At 67.5% G+C, this 13,039-nt stretch carries 10 protein-coding genes; 6 read left to right on the top strand and 4 right to left on the bottom strand.

Annotated features, from left to right (window positions below; translation table 11 throughout):
- Positions 1 to 250 precede the first annotated feature (250 nt).
- The 5 genes from AC3AP7_RS08120 (at position 251) to AC3AP7_RS08100 (ending at position 7,834) form a co-directional block, all read left to right on the top strand.
- A complete protein-coding gene (locus tag AC3AP7_RS08120; RefSeq protein ID WP_475764137.1) occupies positions 251 to 1,618 on the top strand; it encodes a TolC family protein in 1,368 nt (455 codons plus the stop codon).
- A 4-nt stretch (positions 1,619 to 1,622) separates the two neighbouring features.
- Positions 1,623 to 2,684, top strand: coding sequence for an efflux RND transporter periplasmic adaptor subunit (locus tag AC3AP7_RS08115; protein ID WP_475764139.1), 1,062 nt, complete (start codon positions 1,623 to 1,625; stop codon positions 2,682 to 2,684).
- A complete protein-coding gene (locus AC3AP7_RS08110) occupies positions 2,681 to 5,752 on the top strand; it encodes an efflux RND transporter permease subunit (RefSeq protein ID WP_475764141.1) in 3,072 nt (1,023 codons plus the stop codon). Before AC3AP7_RS08115 ends, AC3AP7_RS08110 begins: the two co-directional genes overlap by 4 nt.
- A 361-nt stretch (positions 5,753 to 6,113) precedes the next feature.
- Complete coding sequence (locus AC3AP7_RS08105) at positions 6,114 to 7,316, top strand: NAD-dependent formate dehydrogenase (protein WP_475764143.1); 1,203 nt, start codon at positions 6,114 to 6,116, stop codon at positions 7,314 to 7,316.
- Between the two features lie 5 nt (positions 7,317 to 7,321).
- A complete protein-coding gene (locus AC3AP7_RS08100; RefSeq protein ID WP_475764145.1) occupies positions 7,322 to 7,834 on the top strand; it encodes an HPP family protein in 513 nt (170 codons plus the stop codon).
- A gap of 295 nt (positions 7,835 to 8,129) precedes the next feature.
- Here the strand turns inward: AC3AP7_RS08100 and AC3AP7_RS08095 are convergent, their stop codons facing one another.
- Complete coding sequence (locus AC3AP7_RS08095) at positions 8,130 to 9,542, bottom strand: efflux transporter outer membrane subunit (protein WP_475764147.1); 1,413 nt, start codon at positions 9,540 to 9,542, stop codon at positions 8,130 to 8,132.
- Between the two features lie 85 nt (positions 9,543 to 9,627).
- Entirely contained in the window at positions 9,628 to 10,035 is a 408-nt protein-coding gene (locus AC3AP7_RS08090) for a carboxymuconolactone decarboxylase family protein (RefSeq protein ID WP_475764149.1), read from the bottom strand.
- Between the two features lie 224 nt (positions 10,036 to 10,259).
- Here AC3AP7_RS08090 and AC3AP7_RS08085 point away from each other — a divergent pair, with 224 nt between their 5' ends.
- On the top strand, positions 10,260 to 11,000 hold the full coding sequence (locus AC3AP7_RS08085; protein ID WP_475764150.1) for a TetR/AcrR family transcriptional regulator: 741 nt from the start codon (positions 10,260 to 10,262) through the stop codon (positions 10,998 to 11,000).
- Here the strand turns inward: AC3AP7_RS08085 and AC3AP7_RS08080 are convergent.
- Both AC3AP7_RS08080 and AC3AP7_RS08075 read right to left on the bottom strand, forming a co-directional pair.
- Positions 10,966 to 11,364, bottom strand: a complete 399-nt coding sequence (locus AC3AP7_RS08080) for a GlcG/HbpS family heme-binding protein (RefSeq protein WP_475764152.1) — start codon at positions 11,362 to 11,364, stop codon at positions 10,966 to 10,968. The genes AC3AP7_RS08085 and AC3AP7_RS08080 overlap by 35 nt on opposite strands.
- Positions 11,348 to 12,976, bottom strand: coding sequence for an MFS transporter (locus tag AC3AP7_RS08075; protein ID WP_475764154.1), 1,629 nt, complete (start codon positions 12,974 to 12,976; stop codon positions 11,348 to 11,350). The genes AC3AP7_RS08080 and AC3AP7_RS08075 overlap by 17 nt, the downstream gene beginning before the upstream one ends.
- Positions 12,977 to 13,039: the final 63 nt, after the last annotated feature.

Below are 13,039 nucleotides of genomic sequence, written 5' to 3'. Positions count from 1 at the left end.
CATCGCCCATCGCGGCCACTCCATGCGCGCGCAACCGTTTCTCGAACGGCCGGCCGTTTCGCCTAAGGCTCTCTTAAGCGTTTACCCCGGATACTTCAATCGTTCCGGGGCGCGGCCGGCGGCGGACGAGCGGCGCAGGGCAACACGCCCGGGCGGCAAGCGTGGCCGCCCATCGCTCCACCCGCGACACCGATCGCCGCGCCTGAGCGTTCCCGCGCGAGCCCCCCGTTATCCAGCGCCGCACCCAACTATGGCAAATAAAATCTGGCCCATTCTGGGCACCTTCGCGAGCGCGCTCGTGGTCGGCGGATGCGCGTCGTATCATCCGTTGCCGCTGCCCGGGCACGCCCAACTCGCCGCGCGCATCGTCGAGATCCGGCACACGCTGCCCGCGCCGTCACCCGGCGCGGAGCCGACCGTCATCGACCTGCATGAGCCGCTGAGCATCGGGCAGATCGGCCTGCTCGCGATCCTCAACGCGCCCGCGCTGCGCACGGAGCGCGGCGAGCACGGTCTTGCGCAAGCCAGCCTGATCCAGCGTTCGCTGCTGCCCAATCCTTCAGTCGGTCTCGGCTATGCTGCGTTCCTCGGCGGGCCCGGCACGACCGGTGCCTTCTCCGCGTCGCTGAGCGAGGACATCGCGTCGCTCGTCACGTATCGCGCGCGCGTCTCGGCCGCGCGCACGCACGTCGCCCAGGTCGATGCAGATCTGCTCTGGCAGGAGTGGCAGGTCGCGCAGAAAGCGCGCCTGCTCGCCGTCGATCTTTACTGGGGCGAGCGGTCGATCGCGGACAGCGAGGCCGGTCTCGCGTCGCTGTCGAAGACGGCGTCCGCGGTGAGCCGCGCGGTGGATGCCGGCAGCCTGAGCCTCGCCGCGCTCGCGCCGCTGCAGGCTTCGACGGCCGCGGCCGGCCAGTCGCTCGCCACGCTGCGTCTTGCGCAGCTTCGCAACTGGCAGGATCTCGATGCGCTGCTCGGCCTGAAACCCGACGTGCGTTTCGCGATCGCGAAGCCCGAGGTTGCGGCGCTGCCCGCCGATCTCGACGCGCTGATCGCCGGCGTGGCGTCGCGGCGCCCGGACCTGATCGCGCTGCGGCTCGGCTACCGCAGCGCCGACGAAAACGTGCGCGCCGCGATCCTCGGGCAGTTTCCGGCGTTCGTGCTGGGCGGCACATGGGGCTCGGATACATCGGACATTCGCTCGGGCGGCCCCACCGTCACCTTCGATTTGCCGATCTTCGACCGCAACCAGGGCGCGGTGGCGCGCACGCGCGCGACACGGCGCCTGCTCCACGCACAGTATCAGAGCCGGCTCGACGGCACCGTGTCCGGCATCCTCGCATTGCAGGCGCGCAGCGACCGCATCGCTGCGTCTCTGACGCAAGCGCGACACGACGCCGCGCTTGCCGCCGCGCAGGCGGCGGTCGCAAAGCGGGCTTACGAACAGGACAATCTCGATCAGCGCGCGCTGACGGACGATGAAACCACCGCGTTGCAGCAGCGCCTTCAGGTATTCGATCTCGCCCGCGGACTCGACGAAGCGCGCATCGCACTCGCCCTGGAGCTGGGGCTCGGACTGCCGTCCACCCGCATCGCTCCCCCCGATTCCACGAGGTAAGCCCATGACGTATCGAAAAATCCTTCGCATGGCCGCGCTGGTTGCCGGCTGTGCCGCCGCGACGGGCCATGCCGCCGCCGCGCCGGACGCCGGCGAGCCCAGCGTGCTCGTCACGCTGACCGCGTTGCGGCAAGGCAGCCTGCCGCGCACGGTCGACGCTTACGGCGACGCACAGGCCGCACCGGCGGCGAGCCGCTCGGTCACGGCCTCGACCTCCGCGACGGTGACGGCCCTCTACGTGCAGCAGGGCGAAGCCGTCGCCGCCGGCACGCCGCTGCTGCAACTCACGCCGGATCCGCAGACGGCGGCGGCCTACGCGCAGGCCGAGACGGCGCTGCGCGTCGCCGACGACCTCGCGGCGCGCACCGCACAGCTGTTCGCGGGGCATCTCGCGACCGCGCAGCAAAACGCGGATGCGCGTCAATCCGCCTCCGACGCACGGGCGAATCTCGCGGCGCTCAAGGCTCAGGGCGCGGCTGGCCGCGCGGTGCTGCGCGCGCCGTTTCGCGCGATCGTGCTGCGCGTGTCCGCGTCGCCGGGCATGCGGGCCTCGGCAGGTACGCCGCTGCTGGATCTCGCGAAGCCCGACGGCGTGGTGCTCACGGTCGGCGTCACGCCGGCGCGTGCGGCGCTCGTCGCCCGCGGCAACACCGCGCGCGTGACGGCGGTCGGCGACACCCGAAGCTGGCCCGCCACGGTCCTGCAGCGCGGCGCGATGATCGATCCGGCGATGGGACTCGTGCCTGTGACGATCGCGTCGCCCGACGCCCGCCTGCTGCCCGGCGAAGCCGCCGAAGCGACGATCACGGTCGGCGAGACGCACGGCTATGTGGTGCCGCACGCGGCGATTCTCGTCGATGAGCGCGGCGAGCCCTACGTGGTGCAGGCAAACGGCATGAAAGCGCGCAAGGTCGCGGTGCAGATCGCCGGCACGCAGGGGAACGAGGACGTGATCCGCGGCGCCGGGCTGAACGCGGCGCAGCCGCTCGTGCTGTCGGGCAACTACCAGCTCGATGACGGCATGCGCATGCGCGTCGCGGCGCCGCGTGGGCAGGAGGCGAAATGACGTTTGCCGGCTGGCTTCACCGCCATCGTCTTCCGGTTCTCGCCGTCGCGTTCGTGCTGACGCTGGCCGGCGTCTACGCCGCGCTCAGCCTGCCGGTGGGGCTGTTTCCGCTGACCAGCTTCCCGCGTATCCGCATCGAGGTGGATGCGGGCAGCATGCCCGCGAAGCAGATGCTGATCGACGTGACCGAGCCGCTCGAAGCCGCCGCGCGCGCGGTACCCGGCGCGGTGGACGTGTCGTCGACGACCTCGCGCGGCACGGCGGAAATCTTCGTCGATTTCCCGTGGGGCTCGGACATGAACCAGGCACTCCTGAGCGTCGATGCGGCGTTCGCGCAGAAACTGCCGGACCTGCCGCAGGGCACCACCTATAGCGCGATCCAGATGAGCCCGAACGTGATCATGCCGTTCGTGTCGTATGCGCTGCTCTCCGACCAGGTGCCGCTTGCCGCGCTGCGCGAGACCGCGCGCTACCAGATCCTGCCGATGCTGACCGGCATTCCCGGCGTGCGGCGCGTGGGCGTGCTGGGCGGCGAGACGCCCGAAGTCGAAGTGTCGGTCACGCCGCAGATGCTGCAGACCTACGGGCTGACGCTCGCCGACGTCGCGCACGCGCTGTCGGCGACGAATACCGTGGCGGCCGTCGGCCGGCTCGAAGACAACGACCTGCTGTATCTCGCGCTGAGCGACAACGCGTTCACGTCGCTCGACTCGGTGCGCGCCACCCCGGTGCGTACCGGCAAGGGCGGCGTGATGCCGCTGTCGCAGCTCGCGCAGGTCAGCATGGGCGCCGTGCCGCAGTGGCTGCTCGTGAACGACAACGGTCATCCGGCCGTGACCTTCGACGTGTACCAGCAGGATCGCGCGGACTCGCTGAGCCTCGCGAAGCGCGTGGCCCAGCGCCTCGATGCGTTCATGAAAACCCAGCCGGACACGATCCGTCTGTACAAGTGGTACGACCAGACCGAGCTGGTGCGTTCGTCGATCGCCGCGCTGGAGGAAGCCATCGCGATCGGGCTCGTGTTTGCCGCAGGGGTGCTGTTCGCGTTCCTGCGAAACTGGCGCGTCACGGCAGTGGCGATGATCGTCGTGCCGATGTCGGTGCTGTGCAGCGTGCTGATCCTGTGGCTGCTCGGCATGACGCTGAACATCATGACGCTCGGCGGCATCGCCGCGGCCATCGGGCTCCTGATCGACGACGTGATCGTGATGATCGAGCACATCGCGCGCCGCGCCGGTCACCCGGATCAGGCGGATCCGCAGGCCGGCGTGTTGCACGCGGCGCGCGAGTTCCTGTCGCCGCTGCTCGGCTCGACGCTCGCGACCACGATCATCTTCATTCCGCTCGCGTTCCTGTCCGGCATCACGGGCGCGTTCTTCAAGTTCCTGTCGCTGACGATGGCCTCGTCGCTGATCATCTCGTTCCTGCTCACCGCGTTCACGGCGCCGCTGCTCGCGCGCGCGATGATCGACTTCCGCGCGTGGTCGGATCCGGGACATGGCCCGCAAACGTGGATGCGCCGCACGCACGCGCGCGTGCTCGACGCGCTCTTCAAGGCGCCGTGGCGGATCCTGCCAGGCCTCATCATCCTTGCGGGCGCGGGCTACCTCGCCTATCACCACGTGGGCACGGGTTTCCTGCCGCGCATGGACGAAGGCGGCTTCGTGCTCGACTACCAGTCGGCGCCCGGCACGTCGCTTCGCGAAACCAACCGCGAACTGCAGCAGGTCGAGGCGATCCTCAAGCACGATCCCTACGTGGACACCTTTTCGCGCCGCACCGGCGCGGGGCTCGGTGGCGACCTGACCGAGACCTATCAGGGGGACTTCTTCGTTCGCCTCGTGGATCCCGCAAAGCGCCCGAACATCTGGAAGGTGATGGACGGCATCTCCGCCACGGTCACGCAGCGCGTCCCCGGCATCAGCTTCGACACGCATCAGCTGATGAGCGACATGATCGGGGACATGGTCGGCCGCCGGCAGCCGGTCGTGATCCAGTTGAGCGCGAAGAACCCCGGCGTGCTCAACGGAGTCGCGCAGCAGGTGGCCGACGCGCTCGGCAAGGTGCCCGGCATCGAGCCGGCCTCCGTCGACGATGGCGTGGTGCCGGCCGGCGACGCGCTCGACATTCACGTCGACACGGCGGCCGCGGCGCTCAAGCGCATGACGCCGGCCGACGTCGAGCATCAGGTGTACCACTATCTGCACGGCGCAGTCGTGACGCGCTATCCCGGCACCGTGCAGGACGTGGGCGTGCGGCTCTGGCTCGGCGCGCCGCACGCGCCGCTCTATCGCGACACGCTCGGCACGCTGCCGCTGCGCGCGCCGGACGGCCAGATCTTTCCGCTGGCGAGCGTGGCGACCACGCGCTTCGTCTCCGGACAGCCGGAGCTCACGCGCGACAACCTCCGCCAGATCGTCGCGGTGACCGCGCAGATCAGCGGCTCGCACGATCTCGGCTCGACCATCGCGGCCGTTCGCGGCGCGCTCGACAAGCCCGGCCTGATCCCGTCCGGCGTCACCTATACGTTCGGCGGCGCCTACAAGCAGCAGCAGATGGCCGTGCGCGGCATGCTCAAGGTGTTCGCCGCCGCGGTGGCGGCGGAGATCGTCCTGCTGCTGTTTCTCTACCGGGAGCCGTTCGTTCCGGTCGTTATCATGGCCACGTCGCTCGTATCGACCGGTGCAGTGTTCATCGGCCTCTGGCTGACCGGCGTCGAACTCAACATCACGGCCATGATGGGCATGGTGATGATCGTCGGCATCGCGACCGAAATGGCGATCTTCCTCGTGTCCGAATACCAGATGCTGCGGGACACGATGCCGGCCCGGCGCGCGCTGCGCGAAGCGGCGCTCAACCGCCTGCGCCCGATCACGATGAGCACGCTCGCGATGATTCTCGCGCTCGTGCCGCTCGGCGCGGCGATCAGCGGCTCCGGCGACCAGATGCTGCAACCGCTCGCGATCGCGATCATCGCCGGCGCGCTCGTGCAGTTGCCGCTGGTCCTGCTCGTGATGCCGGTGCTGATCGGATTGACGCTTCGCTGGCCCGGCGGCGGCGACCGATAGCACCGGACTCCCTGCACGAAATGGGACGCACGCCGCCGCGCAGGCGGCGTGCGCCGCGCGCGTCACCGCGCGGAAACTCACCTGTCGCGTGAGAAAAATTCATACCTTTGATGCGTACTGATGCGACATGGCCCGAAGGGCAGGGGCGTTCCAGTGGGCCGGCGGATCGCGCCCGCGCGCTGGCCGCCGCGTCGAGCGCCGCTTCATAAGCGGCCGTTATCAGGCGATACGGCGAAACGATTAGACCTTCACCACGCCTCCAGTCAACACTTCTGCGTGTCGATCGGTCGCAAACCGCGCGATCGTACACGGGCCGCCTCTGGGCGTCCGGTTCCTTTTTTCCAGAGTGGAGACAACTATCGTGGCAAAGATTGTGTGTGTGTTGTACGACGATCCGGTCAAGGGCATGCCGAAGCAGTATGCGCGCGACGCGCTTCCGGCGATCACCCGCTATCCCGACGGACAGACCACGCCGACGCCGAAGGCGATCGATTTCACGCCGGGGCATCTGCTGGGTTGCGTGTCGGGCGAACTGGGCCTGCGCCGCTATCTGGAGTCGAACGGCCATCAACTGGTCGTGACGTCGAGCAAGGACGGCGCCGACAGCGTGCTCGACCGCGAACTGCACGACGCCGAGATCGTCATCTCGCAGCCGTTCTGGCCGGCCTATATGACGGCCGAGCGCATCGCGAAGGCGCCCAGGCTCAAGATGATCGTCACGGCCGGCATCGGCTCGGACCACACCGATTTGCAGGCGGCGATGGATCGCGGCATCACCGTCGCCGAAGTCACGTACTGCAACAGCAATAGCGTCGCCGAGCACGTCGTGATGACGACGCTCGCGCTGGTGCGCAACTATCTTCCGTCGCACAACTGGGCCAACGAAGGCGGCTGGAACATCGCAGACTGCGTGGAGCGTTCGTACGACGTCGAAGGCATGCACGTGGGGACCGTCGCGGCCGGTCGCATCGGTCTGCGGGTGCTGCGCCTGCTCAAGCCGTTCGACATGAAGCTGCATTACCTCGATCGCCACCGCCTGCCGGAAGCGGTCGAGAAGGAACTCAACCTCACGCATCACACGAGCCTCGAGAGCCTCGCGAAAGTGTGCGACGTCGTGACGCTGAACTGCCCGCTGCACCCTGAAACCGAACACATGATCAACGCGAACACGCTGAAGTACTTCAAGCGCGGCGCGTACCTGATCAACACGGCGCGCGGCAAGCTGTGCGACCGAGATGCGATCGTCGCCGCGCTGAAAAGCGGTCAACTGGCGGGGTACGGCGGCGACGTGTGGTTCCCGCAGCCCGCGCCGGCGGATCACCCGTGGCGCAGCATGCCGCACCAGGGGATGACGCCGCACATCTCGGGCACCAGCCTCTCGGCACAGGCGCGATACGCGGCGGGCACGCGCGAGATTCTCGAATGCTATTTCGAGGGACGTCCGATCCGCAATGAATACCTGATCGTGCAGGGCGGCAAGCTCGCGGGCGTCGGCGCGCACTCGTACAGCGCGGGCAATGCGACGAAGGGCTCCGAAGAAGCGGCGCGGTTCCAGACGGCCTGACATCGATGGCCAACCCGTCCGTCGCGCCTGCGGGCGCACACGAGGCCGCGACGTGGCGCGCCCGGGCCGGCAGCATCCTGCTTGCCGGCCTGGGCGGCTTCATCGCACTGGCCTTCGCCGGCCTGCTGGCGCAGCACACCGCACAACCGTGGATTCTCGGATCGTTTGGCGCGACCTGCGTCCTGCTCTTCGGCTTTCCCGGCAACCCGTTCTCGCAACCGCGCAACATCCTTGGAGGACACGTTCTGACAACGCTGACCGGTCTCGTCTGTCTGCATCTGTTCGGCCCCGGGTATCTGCCCATGGCCGCCGCGACAGCCTGTGCGCTGATGCTGATGATGCTCACGCGGACCGTTCACCCGCCGGCCGGCAGCAATCCGGTCATCATCTTCGCGGCGCAACCGGGCTGGTCTTTTCTGGTCTTGCCGACCGCGGGCGGGGCCATCGCGCTGGTGGCGATCGGCTGGCTTTACTGGGCGGCGGTCAAACGCGGCTCATGGCCGCTACGATGGCACTGATGGCGTGACCTGACATCCGGCTGCGCATCCGGCTGCGTAACCGGATGCGCAGCCGGGTTACAGCGCGGGCTACGTGACGAAGGGCTCCGAAGAAGCGGGGCGGTTCCCGACGGCCTGACGTCGATGGCTAGCCCCTCCGTCGCCCCCGCGGGCGCACGCTCATGCAGCGGATCGGAAGGACGTGGGCGCCTCCGTCCGTCTTTCAAGAATGATTCGGATAACATAGTATATTCCACCGGAAGCCGATCCTCGCGCGTTGAGAGGGCAGAGGCCCTCCCGCCCCCCGCCTCGCCGTTCAGGTGCCGGCCTGCCAGCCCCCGCCCAGTGACTTGTAAAGGGCGACAAGCGCGAGGGATACGTCTTCCGTGCCTGTTACGGCCGCGTCACGGCTGGTCAGCAAGACTTGTCTTGCGGCCAGCACCTGCTGCAGGTCAACCAGGCCCACAGCGTACCTGCGTTGCGCGTCGTCAAAGGACTGCTGACTCTGGATCACGGCCTGATCCAGCTGGTTGAGCCGATATTGCGTGGCGGCGTAATCCGCCAGTCCGTCGTCGACCTCATGCCATGCCCGCAGTACTGTCTGCTGGTACTGAATAGCCGCTTGCTGCTGCTGGGCCCGCCGCAAGCGGAGTGTGCCGCGCAGCCGTCCGCCTTCGAAAATCGGCAGGCTGATCGCGGGGCCAATCGCGAAGGTCCTGCTGCCCCAGCTTCCCAGATCGGAAAGCTGAAGCGCCTGCGCGCCCATGTCGCCCGACAAGGTGATACGGGGATAGAAATCGCCGACGGCCACGCCGACATTAGCGGTCGCTGCGTGAAGGGTTGCCTCTGCCTGCCGGATGTCAGGGCGTCGCTCGACCAGCTGGGAAGGCAGGCCGACGGGCACCTGCGAAGGAACGGGCGGAACCGGGGCAGGCGCATCCAGTTCCTTTTCGAGCGCGCGGGGCGGTGCCCCTAGCAGCAAGCTCAGCGCGTTGACGAGATGGGCCCGCTGCTGCTGCAGGAGCGGCAGCCGTGCTTCGACGTGGGCGGTACTCAACGCCGCACCGGCCACCTCGACCTGAGTCGCGGCACCGTGAGCAAAGCGGATACGCACCAGTTCGAGACGATGATGCGCTACTTCACGGGCCTGGTCGAGCAGGGCCAGTCTGGCCTGTACCGCCCGCAATTGAATATAGTTGCGAGCCGTCTCTGCGCACACGGAAAGCAGGACGCCACGGCGTGCGTAGGCTGATCCCTCGATGGTGGCATCCGCCGACTCGACTTCACGCCGGACGCGTCCCCACAGGTCCAGCTCCCACGAGGCATCGAAGCCTGCCTGCCATACGTTGTAATCGTGTTCACCTTGCTCGCCCGAAGGATCGACCAGTCCCACGGAACTGGCGCGCGCGTGCTGGTAGGACGCGCCCGCTTCCACATGGGGTTCTGCGTCCGCTGCGATAGCCTCGCGCCCGGCGCGACTTTGCCGGAGCCGGCTGCTCGCCACCCGGACATCCAGATTGGCCGTCATCGCCCGGTCAACCAGCGACGTGAGCTCCGCGTCGCCAAACATTTTCCACCAGTCCGGATCAATCGTGGCGGGAACGGGCTGGCTAGGCGTGCTTGCGGTGCCACCAGCCGCCGGCTGCCACTGCGCTGGCATGGCACGGCCTAGCCGATGAAAATCGGGGCCCACGGTACAGGAAGCCAGCATGGTGATGAGTGGCGCCATCAGCAACATCGCCGCCCGAGCACCGCATCTTGCACAACGATTCACGTAAGCCTGCCTTATCCGATGAATTCGGGAAACCGGCGTCTTACGCGTCGGTCGCCGCAAATACTTCGCCCGCAAGCTGGATCGCGGCCAGGGCTGCAGGCACGCCGGCAGGGATGCCGATCTGGATGATCGTGTCGATCACTTCCTGGCGCGAGACGCCCGCGCGCAAAGCCGAGGCGATCCGCAGCTTCAGGATGGGAGCGGCGGTCGCGCCCAGTGCGGCACACACGGCCACCATGATGATTTCCCGCGTACGGAGGTCGAGCGAACTCTGGCCATAGACATCCGCAAACTCCCACTCCATGACAAACCGGCCAATCGCCGGAGCCAGGTCTTTCAGACCGTCCAGGAAGGCGCCCGAGGGCAGCCCCGTGATCTGCTCGAAGGCGGCCTGGCCGGCCAGGAAGCGCTGGTTATCGTTCGACGGCGTTCCGGTGACGTTGCTCATGATGAATTCCTCCAGATCGATAAAGGTTCGGGTGAGGGGTGAGGACGGACGGCTGATGGCGAATAGTCGCCGGCCCGCCTCTTTAATTACCGACTGGTAATTATGTTGTGCGCTACGGATTGCCGTCAAGGCTTATTTGCCAGATGGCAACCGGTGGCGGCGACGTCCCGCCACGGTGCGTTTCTCCTGTTTACCCCGCGATGATCTGTCGCTATGCTGGCCAGATGACCAAATCGATTCCATCCACCCGCGATCGCGGGCCCGCCGCGACGCGCGACGTATCCGGGACGCCGGCGCTTCCTAAACGCCGGCGCATGTTGCCCGAGGATCGCGAAAAAGAGATCGTCGAAGAGTCGGTCCGTTTTTTCGCCGAGGTCGGTTTCGAAGGGACACTGCGCGAACTGGCCCTACGCCTCGGCATCACCCACCAGAATCTGTTCCGCTATTTCCCGACCAAGGAAGCCCTGATCGACCGGGTGTACGAGGAGGTTTATCTGAGCCGCTGGCAGCCTGAGTGGGAAGCGATGCTCAGGCAGCCCGGCAAGTCCCTGGAGGCGCGGCTGATCGACTTCTACAAGGCCTACCTGCACGCGATTTTTCGCTATGACTGGGTGAGAATCTTCGTGTTTGCGGGGCTCAAGGGCGTCGGCATCAGCCAGCGCTATCTCGCCCTGATCCAGACGCGACTGATCGAGCCGCTTGCCGTCGAATTGCGCGGCCTGTCCGGCGACACGCCGGCCCGCAAGGCTTTGTCGGCGGACGAGCTCGAGGTGGCGTGGGGTCTGCACGGCGAGCTGTTCTATCTCGCCGTGCGCCGGTGGGTATACGACATGCCGGTTCCGGACGATCTGGACGCGGTGATCGAAACCGCGATTGCCCGTTTCCTGCACGGCGCACCGGCCGCCATGCGAGCCGTGGCGCGCGCACGCGCTAGTGCAAAGCCGCGACGCCCGCGCGGGCGATAGTGTCATCCTGTTCCCCGGTGCCACCGCTCACGCCGATAGCTCCAACGATCACGCCGTTGCGTAGCAGTGGCATGCCCCCGGCGTAGACCGCGACGCGGCCGCCATGGGAACTGTGGATGCCGAAGAACGGTCCGCCGGGCTGGCTGTACCCGGCCAGCTCGGCGGTGCTCATGTCGAAGGCTCGGGCCGTAAATGCCTTGTCGATTGCGATCTGGATTGCGCCAATGCGCGCGCCATCCATGCGGATGTGCGCGACAAGATGGCCTCCCGCGTCGACCACCGCGATATTCACCGCGTGGCCGATCCGCTCGGCTTCGGCCTGCGCCGCTGCGAGAACCTGACGGGCGTCATTCAGATTGATCATGGCTGGAACTCCTTTGCTGCGTGTTGGAAACGGTCGTCATCGGAAGCTTTGCGGCGCGCGCAACCCCGGGCGCCGGATCGCCTCCGCGATGGGCGTCTGTGCCCGGATGCCCGGAGCCATAGAACCTCATGCACACGGCCAGCACTGCGCCGGACAGCATGGCCACGGCAAGCGCGGCCAGTGTGTCGGCATGTGCGAGGATCTGTGCCTGGCGCCGCACGTCGCCCGCCAGTCGCTGTAACGCCTGCGCCATTGCCTGATCGCTGCCGGTTGATCGTGCGCTGACCGCAGCCGCGAGGGCGTCGAGGCGAGCGGACACGGCCGAGGCGGACATGCTCACGTGGTCCATGAGGACGTTGGACCTGGCCTGCTCGCGCACCCGGTCGAGGGTACTGATCCACGCGAGTCCGATCGTGCCGCCGAGACTGCGCATCACGTTGAACACCAGGGCCGCATGTAACCCTTCGCGTGGCATCAGATCACCGACAAACAGGTACAGCAGCGGCAGCAGGATCAGGGGAAGACCCAGTCCCTGAAGGATCTGCCCGATGCGCAGATCACCGGCGATCCACACGCCATCGATACTCAGGCTGTCGTGGAGGACTCCCGCCGCGACCAGCACGAACCCCAGCACGAGCAGTCGGCGAGGACCGCCCAGCCACTTTCTGTCCAGACACAGCACTGCGCCGGCATAACTGATGATCTGCGGCCACGCGGCGTCCCACAGCACCGGCGCCAGTTCGACCGGACGGTAGTCATGGACCTGTATGAGATATTGGGGGATCACATAACCGCAGCCGGTTGCGGCGAGCCCGAAGGGCACGACTCCCCAGGCGCCCAGCACGATGTTTCGCCTTGACAGAAGCTTGACGTTGAGCAGGCGGTCCCGCCGCTCGCCAGCCGCGTGACAGGCAAATCCGCATACGGCGACGGTGCCGGCAACGAGCAGCACACGAATGGGTGTCGAATGCAGCCAGTCAAGCCGGTTGCCCTGATCGAAGCCGCAGGCAAGCATACCCAGCCCCCCCACGAAAAGTAGCAGTCCGAAGCGATCGGTATGAAGCAGGGGCCGCAGGCGCGGGGTTTCGCGAGGCAGGCCGTACGCTCCCGCAACCCACACGAGCAGGCCAGGAAGCAGGTTGGCGAGAAACAGGGACTGCCATCCGCCGTTGTCCAGCAGCCAGCCCGTGATTCCGGCCGCCACCTGCGGGGCGAGTGTCGAGGCCGAGGTGTAGAGGGCCAGCGCCAGCGCGCGATGTCGAGGCGGCAGGGTGCGCAGCAACGCGATGATGGCCATCGGCAACAGCGCACCCCCGGCCAATCCCTGGGCAGTGCGCGCGACGAGCACGACGGCATAGGGAGGACTGAGCGCGAGTAGCGCCGAAGCGGCCATGAAGAGGCATGTCGCGCCCAGCATTACCCGCCGCAGGGACAACGCGGTGGCCAGCCAGCATCCGGTGACCACGCCCCCGACATCGCCCGCCGCATAGGCCGTCGATAGCCACGAGCCGTCGTCGACGCCAAGTCCCAGGCCGCCGCGCACGTCAGCGAATCCCAGCACCGCGTAGCGGGCGCCGAGCATGGTCATCCAGGCCGCAGCGATGGCGGCCACGCAGGCGGCAAGCCGATGGGGGTCCCACGGCGGCACGCGGCGGGGCGGTCGCGACCCGCCGGC

The sequence above is a fragment of the Paraburkholderia sp. PAMB 6770 genome (assembly GCF_057748135.1).
The sequence above is the reverse complement of the archived record's forward strand: the minus strand, read 5'-3'. Positions and strand labels throughout refer to the sequence as shown.